Here is a 13,623-nt window from a genome sequence, read left to right as displayed (position 1 = left end):
GCGGACTCAGTTCGAGCGCAGGCCCGCCTGCATGCTGCGCGCCAGGGCCTGGCCGTCGCGGGTCGCGGCGTCCGGGGATGGGCTGAAGGGTTGCAGTGTGGCGATCACCCGGTGCTCGAGGGTGGTGTCGCTGTTGGTCGGTTCCGGGTCGATGTAGCCGTGCTCGCCGAGCCATGCCTCCAGGCGCTCGCGCGTCGCGCTCTGGAAGCGCTTGACCGCGCCCTGTTCCAGTTCCCGGACCAGGGCCTCGGCGTCTCCGTCCACCTGCGTGGCCAGTTCACTGACTGCTTCGATAAAGGTATCGCTGATCACGCCGGAGCCCTCCAGCGCGGCACGGTCCACGGGGCGCCCGCGGCCCTGGCGCCAGGCGCGCAGCCAGGCGCGCGCGCCCTCGACCCGGGCCGCAAGCTGCTCGCGCTGCGCCGGGTCCCCCAGGAGTTCGGCATCGGGCCCGCGCAGGACGGTCTCCAGCGTGCCGATGCTGTCCACCCCCAGGGTGAGCAGCCGGTGCAGGGCGTCAAGGTCGTCGCGCAGCAGATGGAACGGGTGGATCCGCGCCGCATCCTGCCACGGGTCGATCGCGGGCACGCCGAGCGTGGTGGCGTAGTCCTCGGGGCGGGCGTCGCCCGGGCTCGGGATCGCCAGGCGTTCGGGCAGGGCCAGGTCACCGGCATCGGTGATGGCGTGCTGGGCGCCGCGCACGGCCGGCAGGTCGATGATCCGCACCGTGGCGTCCCGGGCGGACCAGTAGCGCGCATCCTCGGGCTGGGCCGTAAGATAGAAGACCTGCCGATCATCCTCCTGTGCCAGTAGCTGGAGGCTTTCGGCGACCGCGCGGAAGCGCTCGGGGTCGGCGTTGCCCAGGGCCTCGTCCAGGAACAGTGGCAGGGGCGTGCGCCCGCGTTCGGCCTCCAGCGCGAAGGCGATGCGCACGGCCAGCACGAGCTGCATGCGGGTGCCGCTGGAGAGTTCCGACAGGCCGCGGGTGTCGCCACTGGCGGTCTCGCGCGCGCCAAATGGCGTGGCCGTCTCGCCGGGGCTGAACAGCAGCTCGTATTGATGGCGCGTAAAACGCTGAAACCAGTCACGTGCCCGGCGCAGGGCAGCGGGCTGCGCGGTCTCTTCGTGTTCGATAGTGACCTGGTCCAGCAGAAACTGGCCCGCGGTGGCGAACAGGGCCTCGTCCAGACGCGTGTCCAGGGCGTCGCGGGCCTGGGCCCACCGGGCGCGCGCGGTCTCCAGTGCGCGATCCCGTCCGGCGCGGTCGATCTCGGTCTCGATGCGGGTGATTTCGCGGGTGAGCTCGTCGCGCTGCTGCGCCTGGTGTTCGCATTCGGCCAGCGCTTCGCGCAGCGCCGCCTCGGCGTCCTGATCGACCAGCGCCAGCAGGTCCGGTTGTGCCTCAAGGTGACGGCTGCGATCGCCTTCGCGGGCGCGGACGTCGCGCAGCTCATCCTGCAGGCGCTGCCATTCCGGCCGCAGCCGCAGGTGTTCGCGCAGTCCCGCTTCGTCATCCTCTTCCAGCCCGGCCCGGGCGTACAGTTCGGTGACGCGCGCGCGCGTGGTGTCGGCCTCGACCTCCAGGCGCTCGAGCTCGCGCTGCGCCTCGTGCTGTTCGCGACGTGCCTCGTCCCGATCCTGCAGGCGGCGGGCCAGCCGTTCCAGACGCTGCGCCAGGGCGTCGGCCGTGGGCTGCGCGTCCTCCGGGGCGGCCGCGTACGCGTCCAGGAACCGCACCAGGGCCGTGCGCAGTTCGTCCATACGGGCCGTCAGTTGCTCCTGCTCGCCCCGGGCCGTGGCCTCGTCGCGACGGGCGCGGTCCAGTTCCGCGCTCAGGTGGATCCAGCGCTGCAACGAGGCATCCAGACACTCGGGGTCGAAGCCGACCGCCGTGGCCGTCTGGCGCAGTTGTTCCCGAGCAGCTGCCAGCGCGTCGTGCTTCTCCTCCAGTTCACGCTCCAGCCGGGTGCGGCGTTCGGCCGCGTGGCGGTCGGCCTCGGCTGCGCGCAGTTCCCGTTCCACGGCCTCCAGGCGTTCACGCACCGCCTCCGGCGTCCAGGCCGAGGGTGGCTCGATGCCGGTATCGCGGTAACGCGCCTCGGCCGCCTGGCGCGGGACGGCGTCGTGGTTCGGTCGTGCCAGTATCCAGCCCGACCAGGCCACGGGGAGCGCCAGGACGAGGAAGCCCCAGTGGACCCACAGGGCCGCACTCCCGATGGCCGCCGCAGCTGCGGCCAGGGCCGTGATCCGCGCCGCTCGGTGCAGGACGGAGTTCGCCGGCGGGCGCGGGGCGCCGAGCCAGTGCAGCAGTTCGTCCCGTGCGCGGCGCAGCGCCTCCGGGTCGGGCCGGTCGGGGTCGGCCGCGGGCAGGCCGGCCAGTTCGTCCTCGCGGCGGCGGATCGCGGCCTGCAGCTGGCGCTGGGTTTCGAGGGCCTGTTCCGTCGTGTGGACCGCGGTCGGGTCCAGCGTCGGGACGGCAGCCGGGTCGGCGCCCAGAGCGTCAGCTGCCGAGGCGACGGCCGAACGGGCGGACTGCAGCTCGCGTGCGGCCTGGTCGGCGCGGCTCTCCAGTCCCTGCAGTTCGCGTACGCGGGCGCGCGGGTCGTCGAACGCGGCGGCTTCCAGGGGGCTTTCGGACAGTCCACTGGTATCCAGCTGGTCGCGGGCCGCATCGAGCCGGGCCTGGGCCTGCTGGCGCTCGTGGTCGAGGCGGCGCAGCGTCTTGCGCAGCTGTTCCAGGCTGTCCAGTTCGTCGCCGCGCAGCCGGGCCAGGCCGTCCGGGAAGGCCGCCAGCCGGGTCTCCAGGGACTGGCGTTCGCGGCGGGCCTCCAGCAGCTCCAGGGCGCGTTCGTACTGGGCCGCCGCGTCGCTGGCCCGCTGCGCGTCCTGGCGCTGCGTCTCCAGTTCGGCGAGGCGTTGTTCGTCCTCCTGCAGGGCGCGCTGTTCGCGCGTGCGCTGGCGCAGCTCCTGCTCGGCGGTGGCCAGGGCCTGTGCTTCGCTGCGGGCATGAGTGGTCTTCAGGGCCAGGGCGGGGTCCGCGCGCAGGGCGGGGAGGTCGTAGCCGCCGGCCAGTTCGCGCGCCAGCCAGTCGCCGATCGCCCGTTCGGTCGCGTGGTCCGCGGCCAGCAGGTCCTCGATGTGCAGGGTGTAGCAGTCGATGAAACGATGATCCGGCAGCGGCGGCGGATCGCCGCGCTGCCCGTCGCGCAGCCAGTACAGGTCGGTGCCGACGCGCTGCGCCTCGAGGCTGCCCTGTGCGTCGTTGAAACGGGCCGCGACCTGCACGCCCCTGTTGCGCTGTTCCTGTGGATAGAGGGCGGCGCGCAGGCCGCGCAGCAGGCTGGACTTGCCCGAGGCGTTGGGGCCGACCACGACGTTCACGCCCGGTCCCAGGGCCTCCAGCCGGAAGCCCGGATGGATGCCGGGGAGGCGCTGGATGTCCAGGGATTCCAGCTTCACTGGTCGCCCTCGCGCTGCAGCAGCAGGCGGTCCAGTGCGTGCAGGGCCGCGGCCTCCAGGGTCGCCGCGAGCGCGGTGTCATCCGGAGCCTCGCGCCCCAGCGCGCGGTAGTGCGGGGCGCGGGTTATCTCGGCGAGGGGCTCGCGCGCGGCGTCCAGCAGGGCGCGGCGCGCCTCGCTGTCCGCCCCCTGCAGCAGCAGAAGCTTGCGCGCGAGCAGGGCGGCCGGGTCACTCCCCGCGGCCAGCGCCTCGAGGTCCACGGCCGGCTGGGCCTCCAGGCGCCAGTCGTGGACGAAGTACAGGCGATCCCCCAGGGTCTGCACCGTGGCACGCGGATCGTCCGCATTCAGGACGCGCTCCAGTGCCGCGCGCTGGTCGCTGCGGCCGGTGAATCGCAGCCGGCAGCCGACCGCCCGTGGCCGCTGCGGCCATTGCTCGATTTCGGTGTGCAGGCGTTCCAGGGCCTCGGTTACGCGGTGATGGATGTCCGCGGCGACGTCCAGGCCGTCGACCGGGATCTCCAGGGTGTCCCAGTACAGCGGTGCCAGCGGAACCTGCTGGATGGCGAGCGTGCCGTTCGCGGCCAGTTCCAGCTGCCAGGGGCCGTGGCGCCCGGGCTCGCCCGGGTCCATGCCGGTCAGGGAGCCGAGGTAGCCCATCGGGCGCGGCGCGGCGAGGGCGTCGGGGCGGTGGATATGGCCGAGCAGCCAGGCCTCCGCCGGGGCCGCCTCCAGCGCGCTGCTGCGCACCGGTGCATGCGGGCTGCGCGCCTGGTCACGATCGCAGTGCAGCAGACCGAGGGTGGGGCAGTCGACGGGCTTGGGAAAGCCGGCCTCCAGCGGGCTTTCGCTGACGCGCGCCTGCGGGAATGACCAGCCCGCGATACGCGCGCGGCCGCCCTCGCGGCCCTGAAGCTCGCGGGTCTCCCACTGACCACCGGCGCCCAGCAGCTCGAACGCCGGCAGGGCCTTTGCGAGGCGCGGGAGCACCTGGACATCATGGTTGCCGGCGACCCCGAGGACGCGGATGCCGGCAGTGGTCAGGCGCTGAACGCCTTCGCGCAGGTCGCGGTAGGCCTCGAAGAAGTCGTCCTCCTGTTCCACCACGTCGCCGGCCAGCAGGACGGCGTCGACCGGCTGTTCCAGTGCGTAGTCGACGCTGCGCCGCCAGGCCGCCGCGGGGCCGAGCGCCGCAATGCCGACCGCGTCATCGACCGCTGGCGGGATGCGCGAGGGCTGGCGGCCCAGGTGGATGTCGCCCACGCACAGGAGCTTCATGGGCGCAGGGAGGCAGTCGGGATCATGGCGGCAGTTTGGAAGAATCGCGGGGCAAAGCCAATCCCGGATCGCAGGATTGGCTCCTTCATCGGTTCTGCCCCGTGGGAGCCTGCTTGCAGGCGAAGCCCCTGCCAGAGTCGGGCGCGGGCAGGGGCTTCGCCTGCAAGCAGGCTCCCACGGGTGTGGTGGTGTCCCCCCTGTAGGAGATTCTATGTCTCTCCACAAGGGGTCTTAGGTTGGTAATCGGTCTGATTGTTCATCAGGGCGAAGGCGACGCGGGCCAGCTTGCGAGCCAAGGTATTCAGCGCCTGGGTCGTCGCCAGGCCACGGTCCAGGCAGCGCTGGTAGTAGTCGCTCCAGGCGGGTGTGGACTTGGCCTGCATCGCGGCCAGGTAGAGCAGCCGTCGCAACTCTGGATCGCCCTGTTTGGTGAGTTTGCGCTGCCCCCGTTTTGTGCCGGAGTCGCGGATGCGGACATCCAGCCCCAGGAAGGCGACGAACGCATCACTGTTGCGGAAGGCCCCCCGCTGGAACGCCATGGTCAGGCCTGCCGCGGTGAGCGGACCGACGCCCTCGATCTGCTGGCAGCGCCGGGCGTGATCCGACCAGCCGGCGCGACCGACCGTCTCGCGCAGCACACGCTGGAGGACGGCATCCAGCCGGCCGATCTCCCGGAGCAGATCCTTCAGGTTGGACTGCAGTTCGGGTACGCCTCGCAGGCTCTGCTCCAGCATGACCCGTGCCCGCACCAGCGTGGCACGCCGGCGCAACAGCTTTTGCAGGGTCCGGTAACCCTCGGGCGGCGGTGTCCAGGGGCGCAGTTCGTCCTGCTCGCGTTGCAGATAACGCACCAGCAGCCGGGCATCCCCGGCATCGGTCTTGGCCCGGCCACCGATGCTCTCGCGGTAGCGATTGAGGCGATAGCCATTGACCAGATACACCCGGTGGCCCTGATGATGAGCCTCCAGCGCCAGGGCCAGGTGATAGTCGTTGGTGGCTTCCAGGGCGAAGTCGGCCGGACCCTCCAGGCTACGGACCCAGCGACGGATCGCCGGGAGCTCGTTGGGACACGGCTGTGCGGTTTCACCGTCAATACTGATCCACAACTCGGCCTTGCCGACATCGACCCCGATCCGATGCGTTGCCATCATCACACCTCCCGAGCTAGCTTGGAGTGGTCTGTCGGGGCCTCACCGAACGCTGGCTTGCCATCTATCGTCGGTCCCGAGCCGATCGATTCCTTATCGGCGTTTAAGGTGAGGGGTGGGACGAACTCTCCTACCGTCTGTGCCACAGGCCAGATGCCAGCCTCGTCCCTCCACCCCGACAGACCCTTTCTAGGCCTGCCACGGGTAAACATACAAGGCCAGCCCCCTGGCCGATGGGGCGCTGATGAACACCGAATCGGCCAGGGGGCTGGCCTCCTACAGGGTGGGGCGGTGCAGGGTCAGGTGGGGATGCCGAGTTGCCGGGGTAGCTGGCCGAGACGCCCGAGGGTCAGGCAGGGGCGCGGCTGGCCGTGCTCCCAGGGCAGGGACGCCGGGTTGAACCAGGCGGCGCGAAAGCCGGCCTGCAGGGCACCGAGGACATCCGCGGTGCTGTCGTCGCCAACGTGCAGGATGGCGTCGGGTTCGACTCCGGCCTGCTCGCGGGCCTGGTGGAAGATGCGCGGGTCGGGCTTCGCCGCACCCGCTTCGCCTGCGGCGATGGCGAAGTCGAATTGCCGCCCGAGGGGGGTGCGGAATACGTCGGCATTGCCGTTGCTGATTGCGCCCAGACGGAAGTGGCGGGCCAGGGTAGTCAGCACGCCCGCGGCCTCGGGGTAGGGCGTGACCTCGTTGCGCGCCTCCCAGAACACCTGGAAGCCTTCACCCGACAGACGCTCCGGGCAGCAGCCACAGGTCTCGGCCAGTTCGCGCAGCCAGCGCTTGCGCAGGCGGGTCAGGTCGTGGCGCTCGTGGTCGGGGGCCGCGCGCATGAAGGCCGTGCGGGACTGGATCAGGGCGTCTGGATCAAAGCGTTCGCAGACCGCGGGGGCCTGTTCCCGCAGCCAGGCGTAGAAGCGCGCCTCGGCGTGGTGGATGACCGGCATCACCGGCCACAGGGTGTCGTCGAGGTCGAACGTCAGGCAGCGGATGCGGGTCGGGTCGAGTGGATGTGACCGGGACGGTCCGCTGATGGGGGAACGGTTCATCCACGCAAGGGTAGCGCGGGCACCGCACGCAGCGGTTATATGGCCGATGTCGTTGGGGATACTTCGGGCGTGGCGGACTGATAGGGTGTTTCCTTCGGACAGCAAAGCCGACTCGAGGAGGTGGTTCGGGATGCGACAGCAAGGGGATGCGGCCGTCTGGCCGCGCTACAGCCTCGCGCAGCGGGTGTTGCACTGGCTGGTGGCTGTGCTGGTGCTGGGGGCGCTGGGGCTGGGCGGGACCATTGGCTGGTTCGGCTTCGAGGGTCTGCAGGCGCGCTTTGGCGAGGCGGCGACCAACACGCTCTATACCTGGCACAAGAGTTTCGGGGTGCTGATTCTGGTCTTGATGCTGGTGCGGATCGGACTGCGCCTGCGGCGCGGCAAGCCGGGGTATGCGGTCGCGCTGGCTCGCTGGCAGCGGATGGGTTCCGAGGCCGTGCACGGGCTGTTGTACGTCCTGCTGATCCTGATGCCGGTGATCGGGTGGTGGGCGACCGCGGCCGGTGGCTACCCGGTGCAACTGGGGCCGCTGATCCTGCCGGGCCTGTTCCCGGAGAACGAGGCATTGTCGGAGACGCTGTTCGCCTGGCATCAGGCCCTGGGTCGGGTGACCCTGATCCTGGTGGCGGGACATGTGGTTGCCGCGCTCTACCACTGGCGTATTCGCCGCGACGGGGTGATGCAGCGCATGACCTTTGGGCGAGGCCGATCCTGATCCCGGCATACCGATGACGCGGTGGCTGCTGACCCTGGTGGCGCTGAACGCGGTCCTTCTGGGGCTGGAGATTCCGCGTCATGCGGGGCTCGCGCCGTACGGGCTGGCCTGGGAGGCCTTCGTGCTGGTCGGCCTGTTCGCACTGTTGCCGGCGGGCCGGCTTGCGCGGGGGCTGGCCTGGCTCGTTGCTTCGGTGCTCCTGATCCTGGTGGTGCTGGCGTTGTTCGATGCCCTGACCCGCGCGAGCCTGTCCCGACCGTTGAACGTGGTGCAGGACTGGGTGCTGCTGGACGCCGTCTACCGCCTGGTGACCGGCAACTTGGGCGCGCTGGCGACCGGGCTGCTGGGGGTTTTCCTGGTGACCCTGCTGGTGGCGGTCATCTGGGGAGCCGGGCGGGGGCTCGGTGCCCTCGCGGCGCCTGCGGGGGGCGGTCGTCGTGTTCCGCTGGCCATCGCCATCGGGGCGTTTGGCGTCGGTCTGGGGGGCGTGCTGGCCGCCGAGCGCGGAGCAGCACCCCCGGGAACGGCTGCGCCGGGTATGGCGATGATCCAGCAGCAGGTCGCGGCGGGGCGGTCGGCCCTTGCCGAGAACCAGCGCTTTCGTGCCCGTCTGGAGGCGACCCGCGAAGAGGCCTCTGCGGCAGCCCTTCCGGGGCTCGCGGAGGTCGACGTGATCCTCGGGCTGGTGGAGTCTTATGGCGTCTCCGCCGTTTTCGACGCGCGCTACGCGCCGGTCATCGTTCCCGCGCTCGACCGGCTGGAAGGGGACCTGGAGGCCGCGGACCTGCACGTGGTGAGCGGCGTACTGGAGGCGCCGATCGCCGGCGGCCAGTCCTGGCTGGCCCATGCCTCCCTGCTCTCCGGCCTGCAGGTGCGCTACGCCGGGCATTACGAGGCGCTGCAGGACACGTCGCGCGACACCCTGGTGCAGGACTTCCAGGCGACCGGCCACCACACGGCGATGCTGTCCCCGGCCATCCAGCTCGACTGGCCCGAGGGACGCTGGTTCGGCTGGGATCGGATCGTAGACAAGCATGGCTTTGACTACGCCGGCCCGCCGTTCTTCTGGGTGACCATGCCGGACCAGTACACCTGGTCGTTCTTCGAACAGCAGGTTCGGTCGCCTTCCGATGCACCGGTGTTCGCGATGCTCGCGCTGGTCAGTTCGCATGCGCCGTGGACCCCCATCCTGCCGGTCCTGGAGGACTGGGAGGGCATCGGGGATGGTGAACGGTTCCACGAGTGGGCGGGGAAGGGGCCGGAGCCGGAGGTGCTCTGGCGCGACTTCGACCGGGTGCGCGATTTCTACGCGGAGTCGGTGCGCTATTCGCTGGAGGTGACTGGGGACTATGCGGCACGCTATGCGGACGAGGACACGCTGTTTTTCCTGCTGGGGGATCATCAGCCGGCGGCGTTGATCACCGGGCAGGACGCCAGTTGGGCGGTGCCGGTGCATGTGATCTCGGGCGATCCAGAGTTGCTGGAGCCGTTCCGCGCGCGCGGCTTTGTGTCGGGGATGCAGCCGCCGTCCGAGTCTGCCGAAGAAGGGTTTGATGCCCTGCGAGGCTGGCTGCGCGACGCGTTCGGTGCGTCATCCAAAGTGGACGGGTGACGCGGCTTGTCCGCCGTTGGCCGAGCGCCTCGGTTGCCCGGCCCCATCAAGACCTCGGTTCGGCATCGGGTGTATACGGGGACTTCGTTCAGCCGCATGCCTTTCTGTGGCTGGTCCTGGTTCGTCCTCCGGTGTTTACGGTGGCTCCGGTCCACATACTGCCTTGCGCTGACTCGCCAGCGCGCCCCGCCCGTTTTTGATCAACAACTGGCTTTCTTGCTTGCCCAAGAAAGCACCCAAAGAAGGGCACCCGGATTTCGCCCGGGAACCTTGCTCCAGGGTCCTCGGGCCGGCGGCGCTGAACTCGCTATGCTGCGCTTCGCTCAGACACCCAGCGCCTTCTCCCGGCCCGAGAACCCTTCCGCAAGGGGCTCCATACGGGAAGCGAAGGTCAAAACCGAACATATCCCCACGTTTGCGCCTAACCATAGGCATCGCCGTCCGAAAGCCCCCGGCGCCCGCTCGCGGGCGCGGCACGCAACGGCCAAAGGCCGAGCGTGCCCAGATGTCGGAACAGCGAGCCCCCAACCAATAACGCGCACGTAGGGACCGCTGTTGTCTTGACCTTGACCCCCCCCCCCGTTGTCGTCGCGCCGAGCGGAGAGGGTTTTCGCGGGATTAGAGGCGCTGGATGTCTGAGCGGAGCCGCAGGCGCAGCGAGTTCAGCGCCGCCCGCGAAAAGCCTCGGAGCGAGGGAAACCCCGGCCCGCACAGCGGGCCGGGGTCGCGGCAGTCGGGCGTGTTTCTTGGGTACTTCTTTGCACGAGCAAAGAAGTACCTCGGGGCGCGCTGGCGAGTCAGCGCCGGGCAGTATGTGGACCGAAGGCACCGTAAACACCGGATGCCGAACCAGGACCAGCCACCACGAGGCAGGCGGCGGGTAGAAAGCAAGGAAAGGTAGGAACCCGAAGAAAACCGGCTCCCGCGCTAGCGATGGCGGAAGCCGGTGGGCCTAGAAGTTTTCGGTGGAGGTGAACAGGCCGACGCGGAGGTCGTGGGCCTCGTAGATCGGCCGGCCGTCGACCTTGACGATGCCGTCGCCGATGCCGAGGACCAGCTTGCGCGAGATCACGCGCTTCATGTCGATATGGTAGGTGACCTTCTTGGCCGTCGGCAGGACCTGCCCGGTGAACTTGACCTCGCCCACCCCCAGGGCGCGCCCGCGTCCCGGATTGCCGAGCCATGCGAGGTAGAAGCCGACCAGCTGCCACATGGCGTCGAGGCCGAGGCAGCCGGGCATCACCGGGTCGCCGGGGAAGTGGCAGGCGAAGAACCAGAGGTCGGGATTGATATCCAGCTCGGCGATCATCTCGCCCTTGCCGTACTGGCCGCCGTCGCTGTTGATCTCCAGGACCCGGTCCATCATCAGCATGTTGGGGACCGGCAACTGGGCGTTGCCCGGGCCGAACATGTTGCCGTAGCCACAGGCCAGGAGTTCGTCGCGATCGTACTGGTTCTTCTGCATGGGAGCGCCGCTCGGGGAAAAGGCCGGTATTGGACCGAAACCCGCGCCCAAAAGCAATTGCGACGGGATTCGGCGGTGTGCCGATGGTCCCGGGGTGGGGCTGATTAGGTTGTCCTCGGAACGTCCTGGGACAACCTGTCGAGAGCTCTGCGTGCCCCGGATCAGGCGTCGGAGGGATACCGTAGCAGTTCCGCGAGGGTGAAGAAGCGGTCGCCGCGCAGGTAGCCGGCCTGGATGTCGGCGATCAGGGCGCCGGGGCGGCCCTGATCGTCGTGCTCGGCCACCCACGCGGTCGGGACCGTATCCAGGATGTGGGCACAGGCCAGGCGCCCGTCTTCCAGGTGGCTGGCGCGAACCTCGCCGGTGCGGCGGTTGCGGAAGGCCGGGAGCCAGCCGGCGGTGAAGCCGGCGTCGAGCCAGGCGGGGTTCTCGGTGCGGGCCGGTTCGGGTGCCGGCATGAGGTCGAGGCTGAGCATCGCGAGGTCTCCGGGGATTTAATCCGGGTATCGGCGCGGGCGCGGCAAACTTGAGCGTGATTGGCCCGGCGTGGAGACGGGAACCGGAACGATTCGACATAATCAGGCAACCGGTTGGTGGGGCCCGGAGTTGCGCCCGAGGTGGCGGGCGCGGACCATGCCTGAAAGAACAACAAGCGAGGGGGAGTCGTGGCCGTCACTGTAATGCTGTGGGTGCTGGGGATCGTGGTCGCAATCGTGGTGCTGGACCTGGCACGGCGGCCCTTGCGCCGCCTGCTGGTGGGGCTGACCGGCGGCGTGACGCGCCTGACGTGTGCCCTGCGGCGGCAGGTGCTGCATCTGCGCGACGCGACCCAGCGCTGGCACCACGCCCACCTGGCCCGGCTGGAGGCCGAACGCGTTCATGTGGCGGTCCATGCCCTGGAGCGGCGTTACGCTCGCCTGGTGGGCCACGATCTGGCCGAGATCCCCGATCTGCGCCAGCAGGTTCACGAGACCCTGCGAGAGTTGGAAGATGCCTATGTCCGCGACGAGGGGCGCCTGTCCGCCGAGCCGGGCTGGGTCAGCCGGCTGGAGGCGCTGGTCAGTACGCCGGTAAGTGAAAGCCCGCAGGGGCAGCGCCTGGCGCAGGACATTCAGGAAACGGTGTTGCGGATTGCACGGCTCGGCATGGAGGAGCACCGACAGATGGCGCGTGGCCTGCTGTCGGCGCGGCGACGCCTGGAAGCCCCGTTGCACGAATTGACCGGGCGCCTGGAGCAGGTACAACGGCGCCTGGCCGACCTGCAACGCCAGGGCGAGCGCCTGGATAACGGTCTGGCGAACTGCGAGAACCGGGACCATCCGGCGCAGCGGCACCTGCCCGCGTATGCCCAGGCCGGCAGTCAGTGGCTGCTGGGCGCGGCCGGGCTGGTGCTGACCGCGGTGGCCGTGGTGGTGTACCAGCGGCTGTTCGATCCGGCCCTGGGGACGCAGTTTCCGGCCTCGCTGGAGGCCGGCGGGGTGGCCTTCCCGGATCTGGTGGTGGCGACCCTGCTGGGGGCCGCGGCGGTCTCCGGCTGGCTGCTGGCCGAGGCCCGCGGCGTGTCCCGTCTGCTGCCGCAGGCGATGATGGATGGTAGTGAGGGCGTGCGCCGGGCGCTGGTGGTGGTGGCAGGCGTTGCGCTGGCCGTGCTCGCGCTGATCTCCGCGCTGGGCGGCTTTCATCTGGAGTGGGTGGCGTATCGTCAGGAGTTGATGGATACCCTGCTGGCCGGGGGCGACGCGTTGCCGCCGACCCTGAACCTGTTCGAGCAGTCGGTGGGCGCGGTTCTGGGCCTTCTGGTACCCCTGATCGTTGCGCTGGCGCCGATCTGGCTGGTGGGGGTGCTACAGGCGACCCGGGTTATTCTGGGCGGCCTGCTGACGCTCGTGCTGGCGGTGCTAGCGGGTATCCTGTACCTGCTGGCGGTCGCGGCGGCGCAAGTGCGGCGTCTGCTTCCGGTGGCATTTGATCTGATCACGTTCCCCTCGCGGGCCGTGCGCGAGCGGTTCGTGTAAGTGTCAGGAAGCCGGAATGTGAACTCGATCAACCCCCGGTACGGCTTTGCGTGCGCTGCTTTCTGCCCCCTGTAGAATGCGGCGCCGGAGATCCCGGCGAATCAAGAGATGGCAGCGGAAATGACGATGAAACGGTGGTCGATGCGCGTGATGGCGCTGGTTCTGGGGAGCGTGATGCTGGTGGCCTGGAGCGGGGCGGCCGCGCAGCAGACGCGCTATGTCAGTGAGGAACTCGAGGTCGGCGTGCGCGGCGGCCCCTCGAACCAGAACCGCATTGTCAGTGCGGTGCGCGCCGGGCAGCCGGTCACGGTGATGGAACAGTCCGGTGACGGCTGGAGCCGGGTGCGGCTGCCCAGTGGCAACGAGGCGTGGATCCTGACCCGCTATTTGCAGGACGAGCCGCACTCCCGCGAGCGCCTGGCCGAGGTCGAGGCCGAGCTGGCCGAGATCCGTTCCGGTGCGGATGATCAGGAGGGCCGGATCGCGGAGTTGCTGGACCGGCGCAACGAACTGACGACCGAGCGAGATGAACTCCAGGCCCGGATCGCGGATATGGAGTCGGAACTGGAAGAGCTGCGGGATATCGCGGAGCGGCCGCAGGAGATTCAACGCGAGAACCGCCGGCTGGAGCAGGAACTGATCGAGTCCCGCGATTCGGCCGACGAGTATCGGCGTCAGGTCGAGGTGATGCAGGCCGACAGCCAGCGCAAGTGGTTCATGACCGGGGCCCTGGTCACCGTGGGTTCGGTGATCCTGGGCATTATCCTGACGCGCATCCCCACGCGCAGGCGGCGCAGCGACTGGGTCTGACCGGCAGCGCGTTTCCCGGAACGGTCCGCGCGAGGAACATCACGTTTCTTGCGCGGTCCCACCCAAGTCAGTAGGC

Annotated in this window: 10 protein-coding genes and 1 pseudogene; 4 read left to right on the top strand and 7 right to left on the bottom strand. The window is 69.7% G+C overall.

Features of this window, described 5'->3' with window-relative positions; all coding sequences use genetic code 11:
- Positions 1-6: 6 nt before the first annotated feature.
- The 4 genes from D103_RS0103105 to D103_RS0103090 all read right to left on the bottom strand — a co-directional run bounded on the left by D103_RS0103105 (position 7) and on the right by D103_RS0103090 (position 6,930).
- The gene (locus D103_RS0103105) at positions 7-3,459 is read right to left on the bottom strand and encodes an AAA family ATPase (RefSeq protein WP_018875785.1); all 3,453 of its coding nucleotides are present in this window, start codon (positions 3,457-3,459) and stop codon (positions 7-9) included.
- A complete protein-coding gene (locus D103_RS0103100) occupies positions 3,456-4,736 on the bottom strand; it encodes a metallophosphoesterase (RefSeq protein ID WP_018875784.1) in 1,281 nt (426 codons plus the stop codon). Before D103_RS0103100 ends, D103_RS0103105 begins: the two co-directional genes overlap by 4 nt.
- A gap of 209 nt (positions 4,737-4,945) precedes the next feature.
- Positions 4,946-5,887 (bottom strand): IS110 family transposase, encoded by a 942-nt coding sequence (locus D103_RS0103095; RefSeq protein WP_018875783.1) that lies wholly within the window; start codon positions 5,885-5,887, stop codon positions 4,946-4,948.
- 296 nt (positions 5,888-6,183) lie between these two features.
- Positions 6,184-6,930 carry an HAD family hydrolase gene (locus D103_RS0103090; RefSeq protein WP_018875782.1) on the bottom strand — a complete coding sequence of 249 codons (747 nt, stop codon included), beginning with the start codon at positions 6,928-6,930 and terminating at the stop codon, positions 6,184-6,186.
- 130 nt (positions 6,931-7,060) lie between these two features.
- Between D103_RS0103090 and D103_RS0103085 the strand changes: the two genes are divergently transcribed.
- Positions 7,061-7,645, top strand: coding sequence for a cytochrome b (locus tag D103_RS0103085; protein ID WP_018875781.1), 585 nt, complete (start codon positions 7,061-7,063; stop codon positions 7,643-7,645).
- 13 nt (positions 7,646-7,658) lie between these two features.
- Positions 7,659-9,257: a hypothetical protein gene (locus tag D103_RS0103080; protein ID WP_018875780.1), complete on the top strand. Its 1,599-nt coding sequence runs from the start codon at positions 7,659-7,661 to the stop codon at positions 9,255-9,257.
- A 323-nt stretch (positions 9,258-9,580) separates the two neighbouring features.
- Here the strand turns inward: D103_RS0103080 and D103_RS14365 are convergent.
- From D103_RS14365 to D103_RS0103070, 3 genes and pseudogenes are all read right to left on the bottom strand, one after another.
- Positions 9,581-9,774, bottom strand: a pseudogene (locus tag D103_RS14365) (hypothetical protein).
- Positions 9,775-10,209: 435 nt separating this feature from the next.
- The gene (gene fabA, locus D103_RS0103075) at positions 10,210-10,722 is read right to left on the bottom strand and encodes a 3-hydroxyacyl-[acyl-carrier-protein] dehydratase FabA (protein ID WP_018866911.1); all 513 of its coding nucleotides are present in this window, start codon (positions 10,720-10,722) and stop codon (positions 10,210-10,212) included.
- 161 nt (positions 10,723-10,883) lie between these two features.
- Entirely contained in the window at positions 10,884-11,198 is a 315-nt protein-coding gene (locus D103_RS0103070; protein ID WP_018875779.1) for a hypothetical protein, read from the bottom strand.
- A gap of 204 nt (positions 11,199-11,402) precedes the next feature.
- On the opposite strand from D103_RS0103070, the gene D103_RS0103065 reads away from it, so the two are divergent.
- A complete protein-coding gene (locus D103_RS0103065) occupies positions 11,403-12,737 on the top strand; it encodes a hypothetical protein (RefSeq protein WP_018875778.1) in 1,335 nt (444 codons plus the stop codon).
- A 141-nt stretch (positions 12,738-12,878) separates the two neighbouring features.
- Positions 12,879-13,547 (top strand): TIGR04211 family SH3 domain-containing protein, encoded by a 669-nt coding sequence (locus D103_RS0103060; RefSeq protein WP_018875777.1) that lies wholly within the window; start codon positions 12,879-12,881, stop codon positions 13,545-13,547.
- The last annotated feature ends 76 nt before the right edge of the window (positions 13,548-13,623 follow it).

The sequence above is a fragment of the Thioalkalivibrio sp. ALE31 genome (genome assembly GCF_000377405.1).
Classification (GTDB): domain Bacteria; phylum Pseudomonadota; class Gammaproteobacteria; order Ectothiorhodospirales; family Ectothiorhodospiraceae; genus Thioalkalivibrio.
Note: the sequence above shows the minus strand (reverse complement) of the source record. Positions and strands in the feature narration are given on the sequence as shown.

What these genes read in the sequence shown, in the direction of transcription:
- D103_RS0103080 (WP_018875780.1), top strand. Translation starts at nt 7,659, where the DNA reads ATGACGCGGTGGCTGCTGACCCTGGTGGCGCTGAACGCGGTCCTTCTG.
- D103_RS0103095 (WP_018875783.1), bottom strand. Translation starts at nt 5,887, where the DNA reads ATGATGGCAACGCATCGGATCGGGGTCGATGTCGGCAAGGCCGAGTTG.
- D103_RS0103100 (WP_018875784.1), bottom strand. Translation starts at nt 4,736, where the DNA reads ATGAAGCTCCTGTGCGTGGGCGACATCCACCTGGGCCGCCAGCCCTCG.
- D103_RS0103070 (WP_018875779.1), bottom strand. Translation starts at nt 11,198, where the DNA reads ATGCTCAGCCTCGACCTCATGCCGGCACCCGAACCGGCCCGCACCGAG.
- fabA (WP_018866911.1), bottom strand. Translation starts at nt 10,722, where the DNA reads ATGCAGAAGAACCAGTACGATCGCGACGAACTCCTGGCCTGTGGCTAC.
- D103_RS0103090 (WP_018875782.1), bottom strand. Translation starts at nt 6,930, where the DNA reads ATGAACCGTTCCCCCATCAGCGGACCGTCCCGGTCACATCCACTCGAC.
- D103_RS0103085 (WP_018875781.1), top strand. Translation starts at nt 7,061, where the DNA reads ATGCGACAGCAAGGGGATGCGGCCGTCTGGCCGCGCTACAGCCTCGCG.
- D103_RS0103060 (WP_018875777.1), top strand. Translation starts at nt 12,879, where the DNA reads ATGCGCGTGATGGCGCTGGTTCTGGGGAGCGTGATGCTGGTGGCCTGG.
- D103_RS0103065 (WP_018875778.1), top strand. Translation starts at nt 11,403, where the DNA reads ATGCTGTGGGTGCTGGGGATCGTGGTCGCAATCGTGGTGCTGGACCTG.